The sequence below is a fragment of the Pseudomonas sp. TAA207 genome (assembly GCF_001529285.1).
GTDB lineage: Bacteria > Pseudomonadota > Gammaproteobacteria > Pseudomonadales > Pseudomonadaceae > Aquipseudomonas > Aquipseudomonas weihenstephanensis.
This window is the reverse complement of record NZ_LLWJ01000071.1, coordinates 288,940-302,042: the sequence shown is the minus strand read 5'-3', so window position 1 is coordinate 302,042 and position 13,103 is coordinate 288,940. Positions and strand designations below refer to the sequence as shown.

The 13,103-nt window shown below is 57.1% G+C and carries 13 protein-coding genes; 10 read left to right on the top strand and 3 right to left on the bottom strand.

The features are described 5' to 3' along the window. Nucleotides 1–55: 55 nt before the first annotated feature. The 5 genes from AP059_RS19540 to AP059_RS19520 all read left to right on the top strand — a co-directional run bounded on the left by AP059_RS19540 (nucleotide 56) and on the right by AP059_RS19520 (nucleotide 5,792). Entirely contained in the window at nucleotides 56–685 is a 630-nt protein-coding gene (locus tag AP059_RS19540; protein WP_048362535.1) for a LysE family translocator, read from the top strand. 105 nt (nucleotides 686–790) lie between these two features. After that, nucleotides 791–2,443 carry a fatty acid--CoA ligase gene (locus AP059_RS19535; protein WP_059765116.1) on the top strand — a complete coding sequence of 551 codons (1,653 nt, stop codon included), beginning with the start codon at nucleotides 791–793 and terminating at the stop codon, nucleotides 2,441–2,443. Nucleotides 2,444–2,535: 92 nt separating this feature from the next. Further along, on the top strand, nucleotides 2,536–4,302 hold the full coding sequence (locus tag AP059_RS19530) for a DUF1302 domain-containing protein (protein WP_059765115.1): 1,767 nt from the start codon (nucleotides 2,536–2,538) through the stop codon (nucleotides 4,300–4,302). A 31-nt stretch (nucleotides 4,303–4,333) separates the two neighbouring features. Then, nucleotides 4,334–4,975, top strand: a complete 642-nt coding sequence (locus tag AP059_RS19525; RefSeq protein WP_059765113.1) for an MBL fold metallo-hydrolase — start codon at nucleotides 4,334–4,336, stop codon at nucleotides 4,973–4,975. A gap of 100 nt (nucleotides 4,976–5,075) precedes the next feature. Beyond that, entirely contained in the window at nucleotides 5,076–5,792 is a 717-nt protein-coding gene (locus tag AP059_RS19520; RefSeq protein ID WP_059765111.1) for an OmpA family protein, read from the top strand. Nucleotides 5,793–5,906: 114 nt separating this feature from the next. On the opposite strand, the gene AP059_RS19515 is transcribed toward AP059_RS19520, so the two are convergent. Further along, the gene (locus AP059_RS19515) at nucleotides 5,907–6,341 is read right to left on the bottom strand and encodes a YhcB family protein (RefSeq protein ID WP_048362539.1); all 435 of its coding nucleotides are present in this window, start codon (nucleotides 6,339–6,341) and stop codon (nucleotides 5,907–5,909) included. Nucleotides 6,342–6,480: 139 nt separating this feature from the next. Here AP059_RS19515 and AP059_RS19510 point away from each other — a divergent pair, with 139 nt between their 5' ends. The 3 genes from AP059_RS19510 (at nucleotide 6,481) to zapE (ending at nucleotide 9,682) form a co-directional block, all read left to right on the top strand. Further along, nucleotides 6,481–7,116 carry an alpha/beta hydrolase gene (locus AP059_RS19510; RefSeq protein WP_059765109.1) on the top strand — a complete coding sequence of 212 codons (636 nt, stop codon included), beginning with the start codon at nucleotides 6,481–6,483 and terminating at the stop codon, nucleotides 7,114–7,116. 24 nt (nucleotides 7,117–7,140) lie between these two features. Beyond that, nucleotides 7,141–8,496: a tryptophan--tRNA ligase gene (locus tag AP059_RS19505; RefSeq protein ID WP_059765107.1), complete on the top strand. Its 1,356-nt coding sequence runs from the start codon at nucleotides 7,141–7,143 to the stop codon at nucleotides 8,494–8,496. Nucleotides 8,497–8,587: 91 nt separating this feature from the next. After that, nucleotides 8,588–9,682, top strand: coding sequence for a cell division protein ZapE (gene zapE, locus AP059_RS19500; RefSeq protein WP_059765105.1), 1,095 nt, complete (start codon nucleotides 8,588–8,590; stop codon nucleotides 9,680–9,682). 65 nt (nucleotides 9,683–9,747) lie between these two features. Here the strand turns inward: zapE and AP059_RS19495 are convergent, their stop codons facing one another. Both AP059_RS19495 and AP059_RS19490 read right to left on the bottom strand, forming a co-directional pair. Continuing rightward, on the bottom strand, nucleotides 9,748–10,668 hold the full coding sequence (locus tag AP059_RS19495) for a GlxA family transcriptional regulator (RefSeq protein WP_177332418.1): 921 nt from the start codon (nucleotides 10,666–10,668) through the stop codon (nucleotides 9,748–9,750). A 227-nt stretch (nucleotides 10,669–10,895) separates the two neighbouring features. Then, nucleotides 10,896–11,936: an NADP(H)-dependent aldo-keto reductase gene (locus AP059_RS19490; protein ID WP_059765100.1), complete on the bottom strand. Its 1,041-nt coding sequence runs from the start codon at nucleotides 11,934–11,936 to the stop codon at nucleotides 10,896–10,898. Between the two features lie 246 nt (nucleotides 11,937–12,182). On the opposite strand from AP059_RS19490, the gene rplM reads away from it, so the two are divergent. Continuing rightward, nucleotides 12,183–12,611: a 50S ribosomal protein L13 gene (gene rplM, locus AP059_RS19485; RefSeq protein WP_048362545.1), complete on the top strand. Its 429-nt coding sequence runs from the start codon at nucleotides 12,183–12,185 to the stop codon at nucleotides 12,609–12,611. Between the two features lie 14 nt (nucleotides 12,612–12,625). Beyond that, on the top strand, nucleotides 12,626–13,018 hold the full coding sequence (gene rpsI, locus AP059_RS19480) for a 30S ribosomal protein S9 (protein WP_003216038.1): 393 nt from the start codon (nucleotides 12,626–12,628) through the stop codon (nucleotides 13,016–13,018). Nucleotides 13,019–13,103: the final 85 nt, after the last annotated feature.

Genomic DNA, 13,103 nt, shown 5'->3' with positions numbered 1-13,103 from the left:
TGAAGGCGTAATGTGGCGAGACTATCAGAAGAAACAATTTGTAATGGAGCCGTGCATGTATTGGACAGAATTCTTGACCGTCGCCCTGATTCACCTGTTGGCGGTGGCCAGCCCAGGGCCGGATTTTGCCGTAGTAGTGCGTGAAAGTGTGACCCACGGTCGCCGCGCGGGCATGTTTACGGCGTTCGGAGTGGGCACGGCGATTTTTGTCCATGTGGGGTATTCGCTGCTGGGTATCGGCATCATTGTGTCGCAGTCGATTGTGCTGTTTAACGCCTTGAAATGGCTGGCAGCCGCTTACCTGCTGTACATCGGTATCAAGGCACTGCGGGCCAAACCGGCTGACCCGGCGGCGCTTGCCACGGCCCTGCCGGTGGGCGAGCGCACCGCACGCGGCGCCTTTACCTCGGGCTTTGTGACCAATGGTTTGAACCCCAAGGCCACGTTGTTCTTCTTGTCGTTGTTCACCGTGGTCATCAACCCGCACACGCCGTTGTCGATTCAGGCGGGGTACGGCGTGTATCTGGCAGTTGCCACGGGGCTGTGGTTTTGCATGGTGGCAATGCTGTTTAGCCATCAGCGTGTGCGCACCGGTTTTGCACGTATGGGGCATTGGTTTGACCGCACCATGGGCGCAGTGCTGGTCGCGCTGGGGGTGAAACTGGCCTTTACCGAAATGAACTGACGTGTTTTGAAACCCAATCACGGTTGTGAATGATTGGGTTTTTTTCGCGGGCGACTAGAGTTATCCCCAAGACGACGCTGATCGTTCACTCATAGGGGGTCATTCATGTTGCAGACTCGCGTTATTGCGCCTACTCCAGCGGCGTATACAGCTGCGCTGCTGATCAAGCAATTGTTGTGGTCGGGGCGCCGCTACGAAGCCTCGCGTGAAATCGTTTATCGCGACCAGCGCCGCTACACCTACGACACGCTCAATGAACGTATTGCCCGGCTGGCCAATGTACTGACTCGCGCCGGGGTCAAGGCGGGTGACACGGTGGCGGTCATGGATTGGGACAGCCATCGCTACCTTGAGTGCATGTTTGCTATCCCGATGCTTGGCGCCGTGGTCCACACCATTAACGTACGTTTATCGCCCGAACAAATCCTCTACACGATGAATCACGCGCAAGATCGCCTGGTGCTGGTCAACAGTGATTTCGTCGCGCTGTATCAGTCCATCGCCCCGCAATTATTGACCGTCGACAAAACCCTGCTGTTGACCGACACCCCGCAGCAGGAAGCTCAGTTGCCTGATTGCGTTGGCGAATACGAGCAACTGTTGGCAGCGGCCAGCCCTCACTATGCCTTCGAAGACTTCGACGAGAACTCGGTAGCCACGACCTTTTACACCACCGGCACGACCGGCAATCCCAAGGGGGTGTATTTCACTCATCGCCAGTTAGTGCTGCACACCCTGGGTGTTTCGACGATCCTGGGCAGCGTGCCGGCTGAGCGGCTGTTGGGCAGCAGCGATGTGTACATGCCGATCACCCCGATGTTCCATGTGCATGCGTGGGGCATGCCGTACCTGGCGACAATGTTGGGGCTTAAACAGGTGTATCCGGGGCGTTACGAACCTGAACAGTTGGTGGCATTGTGGCGTCGCGAGCAGGTGACGTTTTCTCATTGCGTGCCCACCATTTTGCAGATGTTGCTTAACGCCCAAGGCGCGCAGGGCACTGACTTCAAGGGGTGGAAAATCATTGTCGGCGGCAGTGCTTTGAGTCGCACCCTGTACCGCGCGGCCAAGGCTCGCGGCATCGAGTTGACCGGGGCTTATGGCATGTCCGAAACCGGGCCGCTGGTGTCTTGCGCACACCTGGACGACGCGGCTTGGGCCGGTTCAACCGAAGAGCGCATTAGCCACCGGATACGTGCCGGGGTGCCCGGGCCATTGGTGCAAGTGGGCATTGTTGACGAGCACGGGCGGTTTCTCCCGCACGATGGCGAAACCCAAGGTGAGTTGGTGCTGCGCGCCCCATGGTTAACCGGCAGCTATTTGCATGAACCCGAGAAAGGCGCGCAATTGTGGGCGCAAGGCTGGCTGCACACCGGCGACGTGGCGACCCTCGACAGTCGGGGCGAAATCGACATCCGTGACCGGATCAAAGACGTCATAAAAAGCGGCGGCGAATGGGTGTCATCGCTTGAGCTGGAAGACCTGATCAGCCGTCACCCGGCCGTGCGTGAAGTGGCTGTGGTCGGGGTGCCGGATGCGCAGTGGGGCGAGCGGCCGGTAGCGATGCTGGTCGTAGCCGCCGACGCTGATTTCGACGCGGCGATGCTCAAAGTTCACCTCCAGCCCTTTGTTGACGCGGGTACGATCCGCCCGTGGGCGATTCCGGCCAGCCTGGCGCTGGTCGATGAAATCCCTAAAACCAGCGTCGGCAAGCTGGATAAAAAACGTATTCGGGGGCAATTGACCTCGTTTGCCTAGCCGCTGCGTGCTGCGTCACCGTTGATCTTGTCAAAATCTGGTTTTCCTTCATCCTTGCGGGCTTATTGCGACGTGCCCACGGAGAAGTATCAATGCCCTCAGTCCACCGGTTCTGGCGCCGAGCCCAACTGCCACTGGCAGTCAGTTTCGCCGCGACGCTCGCCGGGCCTGCCTGGGGCGTGAGTTTTAATGTGGGCGATGTCGAGGTTCAGCTGGATTCCGAGTTGTCGATCGGCGCCAGTTGGTCCACAGCCAAGGCCGATCATTCGCTGATCGGCGCCAACAACGGTGGCACCGGTCACTCGCAGATCTCGGACGATGGCCGTCTTAATTTCAAGCGCGGCCAAACCTTCTCCAAAGTGTTGATGGGTGTTCACGGCCTGGAGTTGAAGTACGGCGACAGCGGTCTTTATGTACGCGGCAAGTATTGGTACGACTTCGAACTGCAGGATGACAGCCGCCCATTCAAAGACATCAGTGACAAGGGTCGCAAGGCATCAGCGCAGTCGGCTGGCGCGCAGTGGCTGGACGCGTTCGTGTACCACAACTATGTCATTGCCGATCAGCCAGGCGCCGTGCGTTTGGGTAAGCAAGTGGTCAACTGGGGTGAAGGCGCGTTTATCGGCGGCGGTATAAATGCTATCAACCCGACGCAGATGGCGGCCTATCGTCGACCGGGCACTGAATACAAAGACGGTCTGGTGCCGGTCAATCTTTTTTACCTCTCGCAGAACCTCACGGACACACTGTCGGTTGAGGCGTTCTATCAGCTGGATTGGGAGCAGTCGGAGGTCGACAACTGCGGTACGTTTTTTTCTCAGTCGGACGTGATCGCCGATGGTTGCAGTGCTAATTACCGGGTGATGAGCAAGCGCTCGGCTTTGGAAGTGGCTGATTTGGCGGCGCTGACGTCGTTGGGTGTCGATGTCAACGGCGAGGGCGTACTGGTGCGGCGCGACGCTGATCGCAATGCACGCAACAGTGGCCAGTTCGGACTGGCCCTGCACTACCTGTTCGACCCGTTGGACACCGAGTTCGGCGCCTTCTTCATGAACTATCACAGCCGCGACCCGATCATCAGCGGGCGTGCAGCGCCTCAGTCGGTTTACAACGCCGCGGCAGCTGCGGGTGGTTTAGCGCCGATGGTCGTGGCGGGCAACGCCCGTTACTACGTTGAGTACCCTGAAGACATCCGCTTGTACGGCGTGAGTTTCGCCACCACTTTGTCCACAGGCACGGCCTGGAAAGGTGAGTTGAGCTATCGCCCCAACGCGCCTGTGCAACTCAATACCGACGATTTGCTGTACGCCAATGTGACGCTGCTGCCAGGCTTGGCGGATGCGTCGCCCTTGAGCGTGACAGCGGGAGGCGATTCGGCGGGCTATCGGCGTAAAGAGATCACCCAGTTTCAGACATCGCTGACTCACATTCTGGACAATGCGATGGGTGCCAATCGGCTGATTCTGATTGGCGAAGTCGGTATCACCCACGTTGGCGGGCTCGAAAGCCGCTCAGACGCGCGCTACGGCCGCGATCCGGTGTTCGGGCAGGCGGGTGACGATGGTTTTACCACCGCCAACGCATGGGGCTATCGCGCACGGGCTGTGTGGGAATACAACAGCGTGTTGCCGGGCATCAATCTCAAACCGAACGTGGCGTGGTCCCACGATGTGAGCGGCTACTCGCCCGGACCGTCTGCCACCTTCGAAGAGGGTCGTAAAGCGGTGAGTGTGGGTGTTGATGCGCAATACCAGAACACCTACACCAGCAGCCTCTCGTACACCAATTTCTTTGGCGGGCGCTACAACACGTTGAGCGACCGCGACTTCATGGCATTGAGTGTCGGGGTGAAGTTTTGAACCGTTTTAATCTGCTTTGGATATTTGAATCATGAATGCTGCGACTGCCTTGATCCGCGATACCTTTCCCGTCGGCCCGTTACAGTGCAACTGCACGATCATCGGCGATCCTGTGACTAAAAAGGCCATTGTGGTCGATCCGGGTGGCGATCATGAATTGATCCTGGCGCGGCTTGAGAAACACGGATTGAAGGTAGTCAGCATTATTCACACGCACGCACATCTGGATCATTTTCTGGCGTCTGGCCAGCTTAAGGAAAAGACCGGCGCGACGTTGCACCTGCACAAGGACGACCAGTTTTTGTGGGACAACCTAAAGATGCAGTGCGAGCTGTTTGGTGTTCCCTACACGCCGGTACCCGCGCCGGATCGCTGGCTTTCAGACGATGAAGAATTGGCTTGCGGCTGTGGTGTCGCACTGCACACACCGGGACATACGCCCGGCTCCATGAGTTTTTGGTTTGCCGATGCGAAATTGCTGATTGCGGGCGATACGTTATTTCGGCGTGGGGTAGGGCGAACCGATTTGTGGGGTGGCGATCAGGCAACTATCGTACGTTCCATCAAGCAACGTCTGTACACGTTGGACGAAGACGCCACAGTGATTACAGGCCATGGCCCCGACACTCGCCTGGGCGATGAAATGCGCAACAACCCGTTTGTACGCGCTTGAGAAATAGATGGAATTTTTACCGTTGGTCGTGTTCAAACGCCAACAGAGGTCCATTGCCAACGGCCTTTGCCTCCAGAAAGTATTGAGTAGGAGCTTCACCATGTTTATTTCGCGTCGTTTGATTGTGGCCGCAAGCGCTGTTGCGTTGCTGGCTGGCTGCGCCTCGCCTAACCCGTATGACAATCAAGGTCAGGCGTCTTCTGGTATGAGCAAAACTGCCAAATACGGTGGTCTGGGGGCCTTGGCCGGTGCTGTCGCGGGTGCGGCCATCGACCACAACAACCGTGGCAAGGGTGCTCTGATCGGTGCTGCGGTGGCGGGCCTGGGTGCAGCCGGTTATGGCTACTACGCTGACAAGCAAGAAGCCGCATTGCGCGCAAGCATGGCCAATACCGGGGTTGAGGTGCAGCGCCAAGGTGACAACATCACCTTGGTGATGCCGGGCAATATCACTTTTGCGACCAGTTCTGCGAACATCTCGCCAAGCTTTTATCAGCCGCTCAATAGCCTGGCCAACTCGCTCAAGCAGCTCAACAACCAGCAACAGATTCAGATTGTGGGTTACACCGACAGCACAGGTAACTACAACTTCAACATGCAGTTGTCTCAGCAGCGTGCGCAAAGTGTAGCGACCTACCTGACGTCTCAGGGTGTTAGCGGTCAGTACCTGTCAGTCACGGGTAAAGGCCCGGCGGACCCGATTGCCAGCAACGCCACAGTGGATGGCCGCGCACAAAACCGTCGCGTACAGATCACCCTGGCGCCGATTCCGGGCATGAACTACCAGCAGCAGGGTCAAGTCCAGCAGTACCCATAAGGTTAGTGCCTTGTGGTCGCAGCCTCAGGCAGCGGCTACAAAAAGCGTTCAACAAAAAGCCCCGCGATCTTTATGAGGTCGCGGGGCTTTTTGTTGAACGCTTTGCCGGATGAATTACTTCTTCAGGCCGTAATGCTCGTCGAGCATGCCGGGGGCGTTCGGGGTTTTTGGTGCGTAATCCAACGGCGGCTCTGAGCTGTGCGGCGGGGTAAGACGCTCGCGGTGCGGTTGAGGCGCTTCGGAGTGCAGTGCGGCCAGCAGGCGTTGGCGAGTCTGCTCGTCCAGGGCCAAGCGGTTGGCGCCCTCGGCGAGGTGGTCTTGCACCTCCTGATAGCTCTGCGTGAGTTTTTTCACCAGATTGGCGGTGCTGTTGAAGTGGGTAACCACTTCACTTTGATAACTGTCAAAACGTTCCTGGATGTCATCTAGCTGGCGCTGCGTGCGGTTAGGCGCGGCATTGGGCAGCAAACGAGCGACCAGAAAACCTATGGCGACACCTGCAACCAAGGCGAGAGTCGGCAACAACCAAATCAAGAGCGAGTGTTCCACGAGTCCTTCCTCTATAAACGGCTTTGCTTTACGTTAACGGCTCGGACCTGCGCTGTATACCGCGATGCACTCGCAAATATGTCAGACAGAATCTATCAGCTAGACGAGTCGACCCAATTTGAGGTCACGGAGTTCCTTCTTGCTTACCCGCGAAACCCCCCTTGTGATTGATGGCCCGGTTGGCCAATTGGAAGCTTTATACCTTGATTGTGATGAGCCACGCGGCGTTGCGTTGCTGTGCCACCCTAATCCGGTACAGGGCGGGACGATGTTGAATAAAGTCGTTTCAACCCTTCAGCGCACGGCGCGCGATGCTGGCCTGGTGACCTTACGGTTTAATTACCGGGGTACAGGCGCCAGTGCCGGTAGTCATGACATGGGCACCGGCGAAGTGGATGACGCGCTCGCAGCCGCCCAGTGGCTACGCGCCAAACACCCAGACTTGCCGATGACCTTGTTGGGGTTCTCGTTCGGCGGCTTTGTGGCAGCCAGTCTGGGCGGGCGACTTGAAGCCCGGGGCGAAACACTTAAGCACGTAGTTATGATTGCCCCGGCGGTGATGCGTTTGCGTGACGAAGATGCCTTGCCTCACAACGGCTCGTTGACCGTTATCCAGCCCGAAACCGACGAAGTGATCGACCCGCAGCAGGTGTATGACTGGTCCCAACAGCTCTCGCGCCCCCATGAGCTGCTGAAAGTGGCAGAATGCGGGCACTTTTTTCACGGCAAGCTGACGGATCTTAAGGATTTGGTGCTGCCACGCCTTTCGAATTGATTGCAGTCTGATAAGCGATTACCTATGACCACTCGTACTCGAATCCTCACCGGTATCACCACCACCGGTACGCCGCACCTGGGCAACTATGCCGGTGCCATTCGCCCGGCCATCGTGGCCAGCCGTGACAGCAATGCCGACTCGTTTTACTTTTTGGCTGACTATCACGCCCTGATCAAATGCGACGACCCGCAGCGTATTCAACGCTCGCGTCAGGAAATCGCGGCAACCTGGCTGGCCTCCGGTCTGGATGTCGAGCGCGTGACGTTTTATCGCCAGTCCGATATCCCGGAAATCCCTGAGCTGGCCTGGCTGTTGACCTGTGTGGCGGCCAAAGGCTTGCTCAACCGTGCGCACGCCTACAAGGCATCGGTAGACAAAAATCTCGAAAACGGCGAAGACCCGGATGCGGGCATCACCATGGGCCTGTACAGCTACCCGGTACTGATGGCTGCCGACATCCTGATGTTCAATGCCAACAAGGTGCCGGTCGGTCGTGATCAGATCCAGCACGTCGAAATGGCCCGCGACATTGGTCAGCGCTTCAATCATCTGTTTGGCAATGGCAAAGAGTTTTTCGCCATGCCTGAAGCCCTGATCGAAGAAAGCGTCGCGACCTTGCCGGGTCTCGATGGTCGCAAAATGTCCAAAAGCTACGACAACACCATTCCGTTGTTTACCAGCGCGAAGGACATGAAGAGCGCGATTTCGCGCATCGTCACTGACTCCAAAGCGCCGGGCGAAGCCAAAGATCCTGATAACTCGCACCTCTTCACCTTGTATCAGGCGTTCTCCACCCCTGAGCAGTCGGCCGAGTTCCGCAGCGAGTTGTTGCAGGGGCTGGGTTGGGGTGAAGCCAAGGAGCGCCTGTTCAAGCTGCTGGACGCCGAATTGGGTGAGCCGCGCGAGCGCTATCACGATCTGATGTCGCGCCCCAGCGACATGGAAGACATTTTGCTGGCGGGCGCGCAGAAGGCTCGCAAAACCGCGACGCCGTTCCTGGCGCAACTGCGTGAGGCGGTTGGCCTGCGTTCATTTGTCAGTGCCGCGCAAAACACAACGGCCGCCAAGAAAAAAGCCGTAAAAGGCCCGCGTTTTGTCAGCTTTCGTGATGAAGACGCCAGCTTCCGTTTCCGTTTGCTGACGGCGGACGGTGAGCAATTGTTGCTCTCGCGCAGCTTTGCCGATGGCAAAACTGCCGGTCAGATCACCAAGCAGCTGCAATCGGGTGAGCCGCTGGATGTGCGTCATGAAGGCTTGGGCTTCAGCGTTTGGCTGGACGGCGAGTGCGTTGCGCACAGTCCTGCTTTTGCCGACTGTGCCACCCGTGACCTCGCTATCGACGCCTTGCGGTTGGCGCTGGTGCCTGTCCAGGACTAAGAAAGTGCGGCGTTTTGCCTCAGGTTTAATTGCCATTCCTCAGGGCCGTCGCTACAGTGACGGCCCGTTTTTGTTACCTTGCTAACGAATTATGACGCCTCTAGAACGATATCAAGCTGATCTGAAACGCCCGGACTTCTTCCATGATGCCGCGCAGGAAAACGCTGTACGCCACTTGCAGCGTCTGTACGACGATCTGGTTGCCGCTTCACAGAGCAAGCCGGGCCTGCTCGGCAAGCTGTTCGGTAAAAAAGAACAGACGCCGGTCAAGGGCCTGTATTTCTGGGGTGGAGTAGGCCGGGGCAAGACTTACCTGGTCGATACGTTCTTCGATGCCCTGCCGTTCAAAGAGAAAGTACGTACGCACTTCCACCGCTTCATGAAGCGTGTGCACGAAGAAATGCGCACGTTGAATGGCGAAAAGAACCCGCTGACGATCATCGCCAAACGCTTTTCAGATGAGGCGCGGGTAATTTGTTTCGACGAGTTCTTTGTGTCGGATATTACCGATGCCATGATCCTGGGCACGTTGATGGAAGAGCTGTTCAAAAACGGCGTCACCCTGGTGGCGACCTCAAACATCGTGCCTGATGGTTTGTACAAAGATGGTTTGCAGCGTGCGCGCTTCTTGCCAGCGATTGCGCTGATCAAGCAGAACACCGATATCGTCAACGTCGACAGTGGCGTGGACTACCGTTTGCGTCATTTGGAGCAGGCCGAACTGTTCCACTTCCCGCTCAACGAAGCTTCTGAGAAGTGCTTGCGCGAAAGCTTCAAGGCGCTGACGCACAACTCGACCCGCGCGGTGGAAAATGATGACCTGGTTATCGAAAACCGCACCATTCGTGCCCTGCGCACCTGTGATGACGTGGCCTGGTTTGACTTCCGTGAGTTGTGCGATGGCCCGCGCAGCCAGAACGATTACATCGAGCTGGGTAAAATCTTCAACGCTGTAATCCTCAGCGGTGTTGAGCAGATGGACGTTAAGACGGACGACATCGCGCGTCGTTTCATCAACATGGTCGATGAGTTCTATGACCGTAACGTCAAGCTGATCATATCGGCCGAGGTTGAGTTGAAAGACCTCTACCTGGGCGGGCGTTTGAACTTCGAGTTCCAGCGTACGCTGAGCCGTTTGCTGGAAATGCAGTCTCATGAATACCTGACGCGGGCGCATAAGCCTTAGTCGCACGCCGCATCAAAAAAAGGCCTGCATTGCAGGCCTTTTTGGTTTTTCGCCAACGGATATTTTTATGCCGCTTGCTGAAACTGCTGCCGATATTGATTGGGCGACAGTTCGGTGTGCTGGCGAAATAGCCGCGCAAAGAAACTGGCGTCGTCGTAACCCACATCGTAGCTGATGGTCTTGATGCTCTTGCGGGTCGCGGAGAGCAGCCCTTTGGCGGTCTCTATGCGCAGGCGTTGCAAGTAGTGCAAGGGTTTATCACCGGTGGCCATTTGGAAGCGGCGCATAAAATTGCGAATACTCATGCCGTGTTCGCGGGCGACGTCTTCAAAGCGAAACTTGTCAGCGAAGTGCTCTTCGAGCCAGTGCTGGATTTGCAGGATGATGACGTCTTGATGCAGCTTTTGCCCGCCAAAACCAATACGGCCCGGCGCGTAGTTGCGCTGCACTTCGTACAGAATGTCGCGCGCTACCGCCTGGGCTATGTTGGCGCCGCAGAAACGTTCGATCAGGTAAATGTATAGGTCGCACGCCGAGGTCGGGCCACCTGCGCAGTACAGGTTGTCGGCGTCGGTCAGGTGCTTGTCTTGATTGAGTTGTACGTGTGGGAAGCGTTCGGCGAAGGTGCTGAAAAAACGCCAATAGGTGGTCGCCTCTTTGCCATCCAGCAGCCCGGCTTCGGCCAGCCAAAACACCCCGGTGGCCTCGGCACACAAGACGGCGCCGCGGGCGTGTTGCGCGCGCAGCCAGGGAAGAATTTGCGGGTAGCGCTGGCAGAGTGTGTCGAAATCGTCCCAGAAGGCGGGCAGAACGATGATGTCGGAGTCTTCGAGGGCGCCATCGACCGGCAGCATCACATTGCTGAAGCTTGAGACGGGAAGGCCGTCAGGGCTGACGAGGCGCGTTTCGAACGTTGCATTGAGGCCCTGGCCCAGTTGTTTACCGTGACGCAGGCTGGCGAGGTGGAAAAAATCCTTGGCTTGCATCAGGGTCGAGGCGAAGACCCGATCGATGGCCAATATGCTGACGCGCCGCAAGGGCGTGGAGAGATGACTAGACATGATTTGATTATTCTTATAGGTGAAATTGGTCAACTTACGGCTGGATCGTCTTATTTTCTGGTGGGCGTGTCTAGTAGGAGTTGGCGCAGGCTGCGATCTTTTGATTTTCGATGGAAAAAGATCGCAGCCTGCGCCAGCGACGTGGAGTGTTGTTACGGCGCAGGGTTAGGCTGGGCTTTGTGAATCGCTTCGATGCCGGCGAGCACTTCCTCAGACAGCGTCACGTTGATGCTGGCAATGTTGCTTGCAAGTTGCTCCATCGTGGTGGCGCCAATGATGTTGCTGGTGACAAAGGGTTGTTGTGTGACGTAGGCCAGCGCCATTTGTGCCGGGTCCAGGCCGTGTTCGCGTGCCAGTGCGACGTAACGCTCGCTGGCAGCCACCGCTTGTGGGTTGGAATAGCGCGAGAAGCGGCTGTAAAGGCTTAGGCGGCCTTTAGGCGGCCGTGCCCCGCCGCTGTACTTGCCTGAGAGCATGCCGAACGCCAGGGGCGAGTAGGCGAGGAGGCCGCATTGTTCGCGAAGGGCGATTTCTGCCAGGCCCACTTCAAACGTACGGTTGAGCAGGTTGTAGGGGTTCTGGATTGAAACTGCGCGGGGCCAGCCTCGGCTTTCGGCCAGTTGCAGGAACTTCATCGTCGCCCACGGGGTTTCGTTGGACAGGCCGATGTGGCGGATCTTGCCGGCTTTGACTTGTTCGTCGAGTGCTTCGAGGGTCTCTTCGAGCGGCGTGAACGTCTCGTCAGCGTGGTGCGTGTAGCCCAACTGGCCGAAGAAGTTGGTGCTGCGTTCAGGCCAGTGCAGCTGGTAGAGGTCGATCCAGTCGGTTTGCAGGCGTTTGAGGCTGGCGTCCAGCGCTTGCACGATGTGGTGGCGGTTGTGCTTGAGCTGACCGTCGCGGATGTAGTCAATGCCATTGCCCGGGCCTGCAATCTTGCTGGCGAGTACCCAGTCAGCTCGATCACCGCGGGTCTTGAACCAGTTGCCGATATAGCGCTCGGTGCTGGCGTAGGTTTCAGCTTTGGGAGGGACCGGGTACATTTCAGCGGTGTCGATGAAATTGATGCCGGCGTTTTTGGCGTGTTCTATCTGAGCGAAGGCTTCATCCTGCGTGTTCTGCTCGCCCCAGGTCATGGTTCCAAGGCCAATTGCGCTCACGTTCAGATCGGTTCGGCCTAGCTGGCGGTAGTCCATACGGTGCTCCTTCGGGGAAAGAATCATAAAAGCAGGTTGTAATTTTTTTCGCAATCTGGATAATTGCCGACCTCTTTCTGCAGTGGAAGTGATGCGCCGCCTGCCGAAGAATCTTGCCGTTGAACGGACGCGCTGACCCGAGCCCCCGATAGCGTCTGTACCCGGCTGCCTTTGACTTGTCAAAGTACGCACTATTCAGTAAGATCCGCCGTCTAATTTACAGGGCGGCCCCTGAGGCTATAAAGAATGAAAACTTTTACTGCTAAACCAGAAACAGTAAAGCACGACTGGTTTGTCGTCGACGCTGCTGGCCAGACCCTGGGTCGTCTGGCTACCGAGATCGCGAGCCGTCTGCGTGGTAAGCACAAGCCGGAATACACTCCGCACGTTGACACCGGTGACTACATCGTTGTTATCAATGCTGAGCAGATCCGTGTCACTGGTGCAAAAACCTCTGACAAAATGTACTACTCTCACTCCGGTTTCCCGGGCGGGATTAAGTCGATCAACTTCGAAAAGCTGATCGCCAAAGCTCCTGAGCGCGTGATCGAGACCGCGGTTAAAGGCATGCTGCCTAAAAACCCACTGGGTCGCGACATGTACCGTAAGCTGAAAGTCTATGCGGGCGCTGTTCACCCTCATACTGCTCAGCAGCCCCAAGAACTGAAGTTTTAACGGAATAGTTCATTATGTCGGCGACTCAAAACTACGGCACTGGCCGTCGTAAAACCGCAACCGCTCGCGTTTTCCTGCGTCCGGGTACCGGTAACATCTCGATCAACAACCGCACTCTGGAGAATTTCTTCGGTCGCGAAACTGCCCGCATGGTAGTTCGTCAGCCGCTGGAATTGACTGAGACTGTCGAGAAATTCGACATCTACGTCACCGTGATCGGTGGTGGTGTAAGTGGTCAAGCTGGCGCAATCCGCCACGGTATCACTCGCGCACTGATGCAGTACGACGAAACTCTGCGTGGCGCTCTGCGCAAAGCAGGCTTCGTAACTCGCGATGCTCGTGAAGTTGAACGTAAGAAAGTCGGTCTGCGTAAAGCGCGTAAGCGTCCGCAGTACTCGAAGCGTTAATTCGCAGCTTCGTTCAAAAGCGCCCAGTCTCCTTCGGAGCTGGGCGTTTTTTATGGGTGATGATTTGTTGGTGTGACAACTTGCC

What these genes read in the sequence shown, in the direction of transcription:
- AP059_RS19540 (WP_048362535.1), top strand. Translation starts at nt 56, where the DNA reads ATGTATTGGACAGAATTCTTGACCGTCGCCCTGATTCACCTGTTGGCG.
- AP059_RS19535 (WP_059765116.1), top strand. Translation starts at nt 791, where the DNA reads ATGTTGCAGACTCGCGTTATTGCGCCTACTCCAGCGGCGTATACAGCT.
- AP059_RS19530 (WP_059765115.1), top strand. Translation starts at nt 2,536, where the DNA reads ATGCCCTCAGTCCACCGGTTCTGGCGCCGAGCCCAACTGCCACTGGCA.
- AP059_RS19525 (WP_059765113.1), top strand. Translation starts at nt 4,334, where the DNA reads ATGAATGCTGCGACTGCCTTGATCCGCGATACCTTTCCCGTCGGCCCG.
- AP059_RS19520 (WP_059765111.1), top strand. Translation starts at nt 5,076, where the DNA reads ATGTTTATTTCGCGTCGTTTGATTGTGGCCGCAAGCGCTGTTGCGTTG.
- AP059_RS19505 (WP_059765107.1), top strand. Translation starts at nt 7,141, where the DNA reads ATGACCACTCGTACTCGAATCCTCACCGGTATCACCACCACCGGTACG.
- zapE (WP_059765105.1), top strand. Translation starts at nt 8,588, where the DNA reads ATGACGCCTCTAGAACGATATCAAGCTGATCTGAAACGCCCGGACTTC.
- AP059_RS19495 (WP_177332418.1), bottom strand. Translation starts at nt 10,668, where the DNA reads ATGCAAGCCAAGGATTTTTTCCACCTCGCCAGCCTGCGTCACGGTAAA.
- AP059_RS19490 (WP_059765100.1), bottom strand. Translation starts at nt 11,936, where the DNA reads ATGGACTACCGCCAGCTAGGCCGAACCGATCTGAACGTGAGCGCAATT.
- rplM (WP_048362545.1), top strand. Translation starts at nt 12,183, where the DNA reads ATGAAAACTTTTACTGCTAAACCAGAAACAGTAAAGCACGACTGGTTT.
- rpsI (WP_003216038.1), top strand. Translation starts at nt 12,626, where the DNA reads ATGTCGGCGACTCAAAACTACGGCACTGGCCGTCGTAAAACCGCAACC.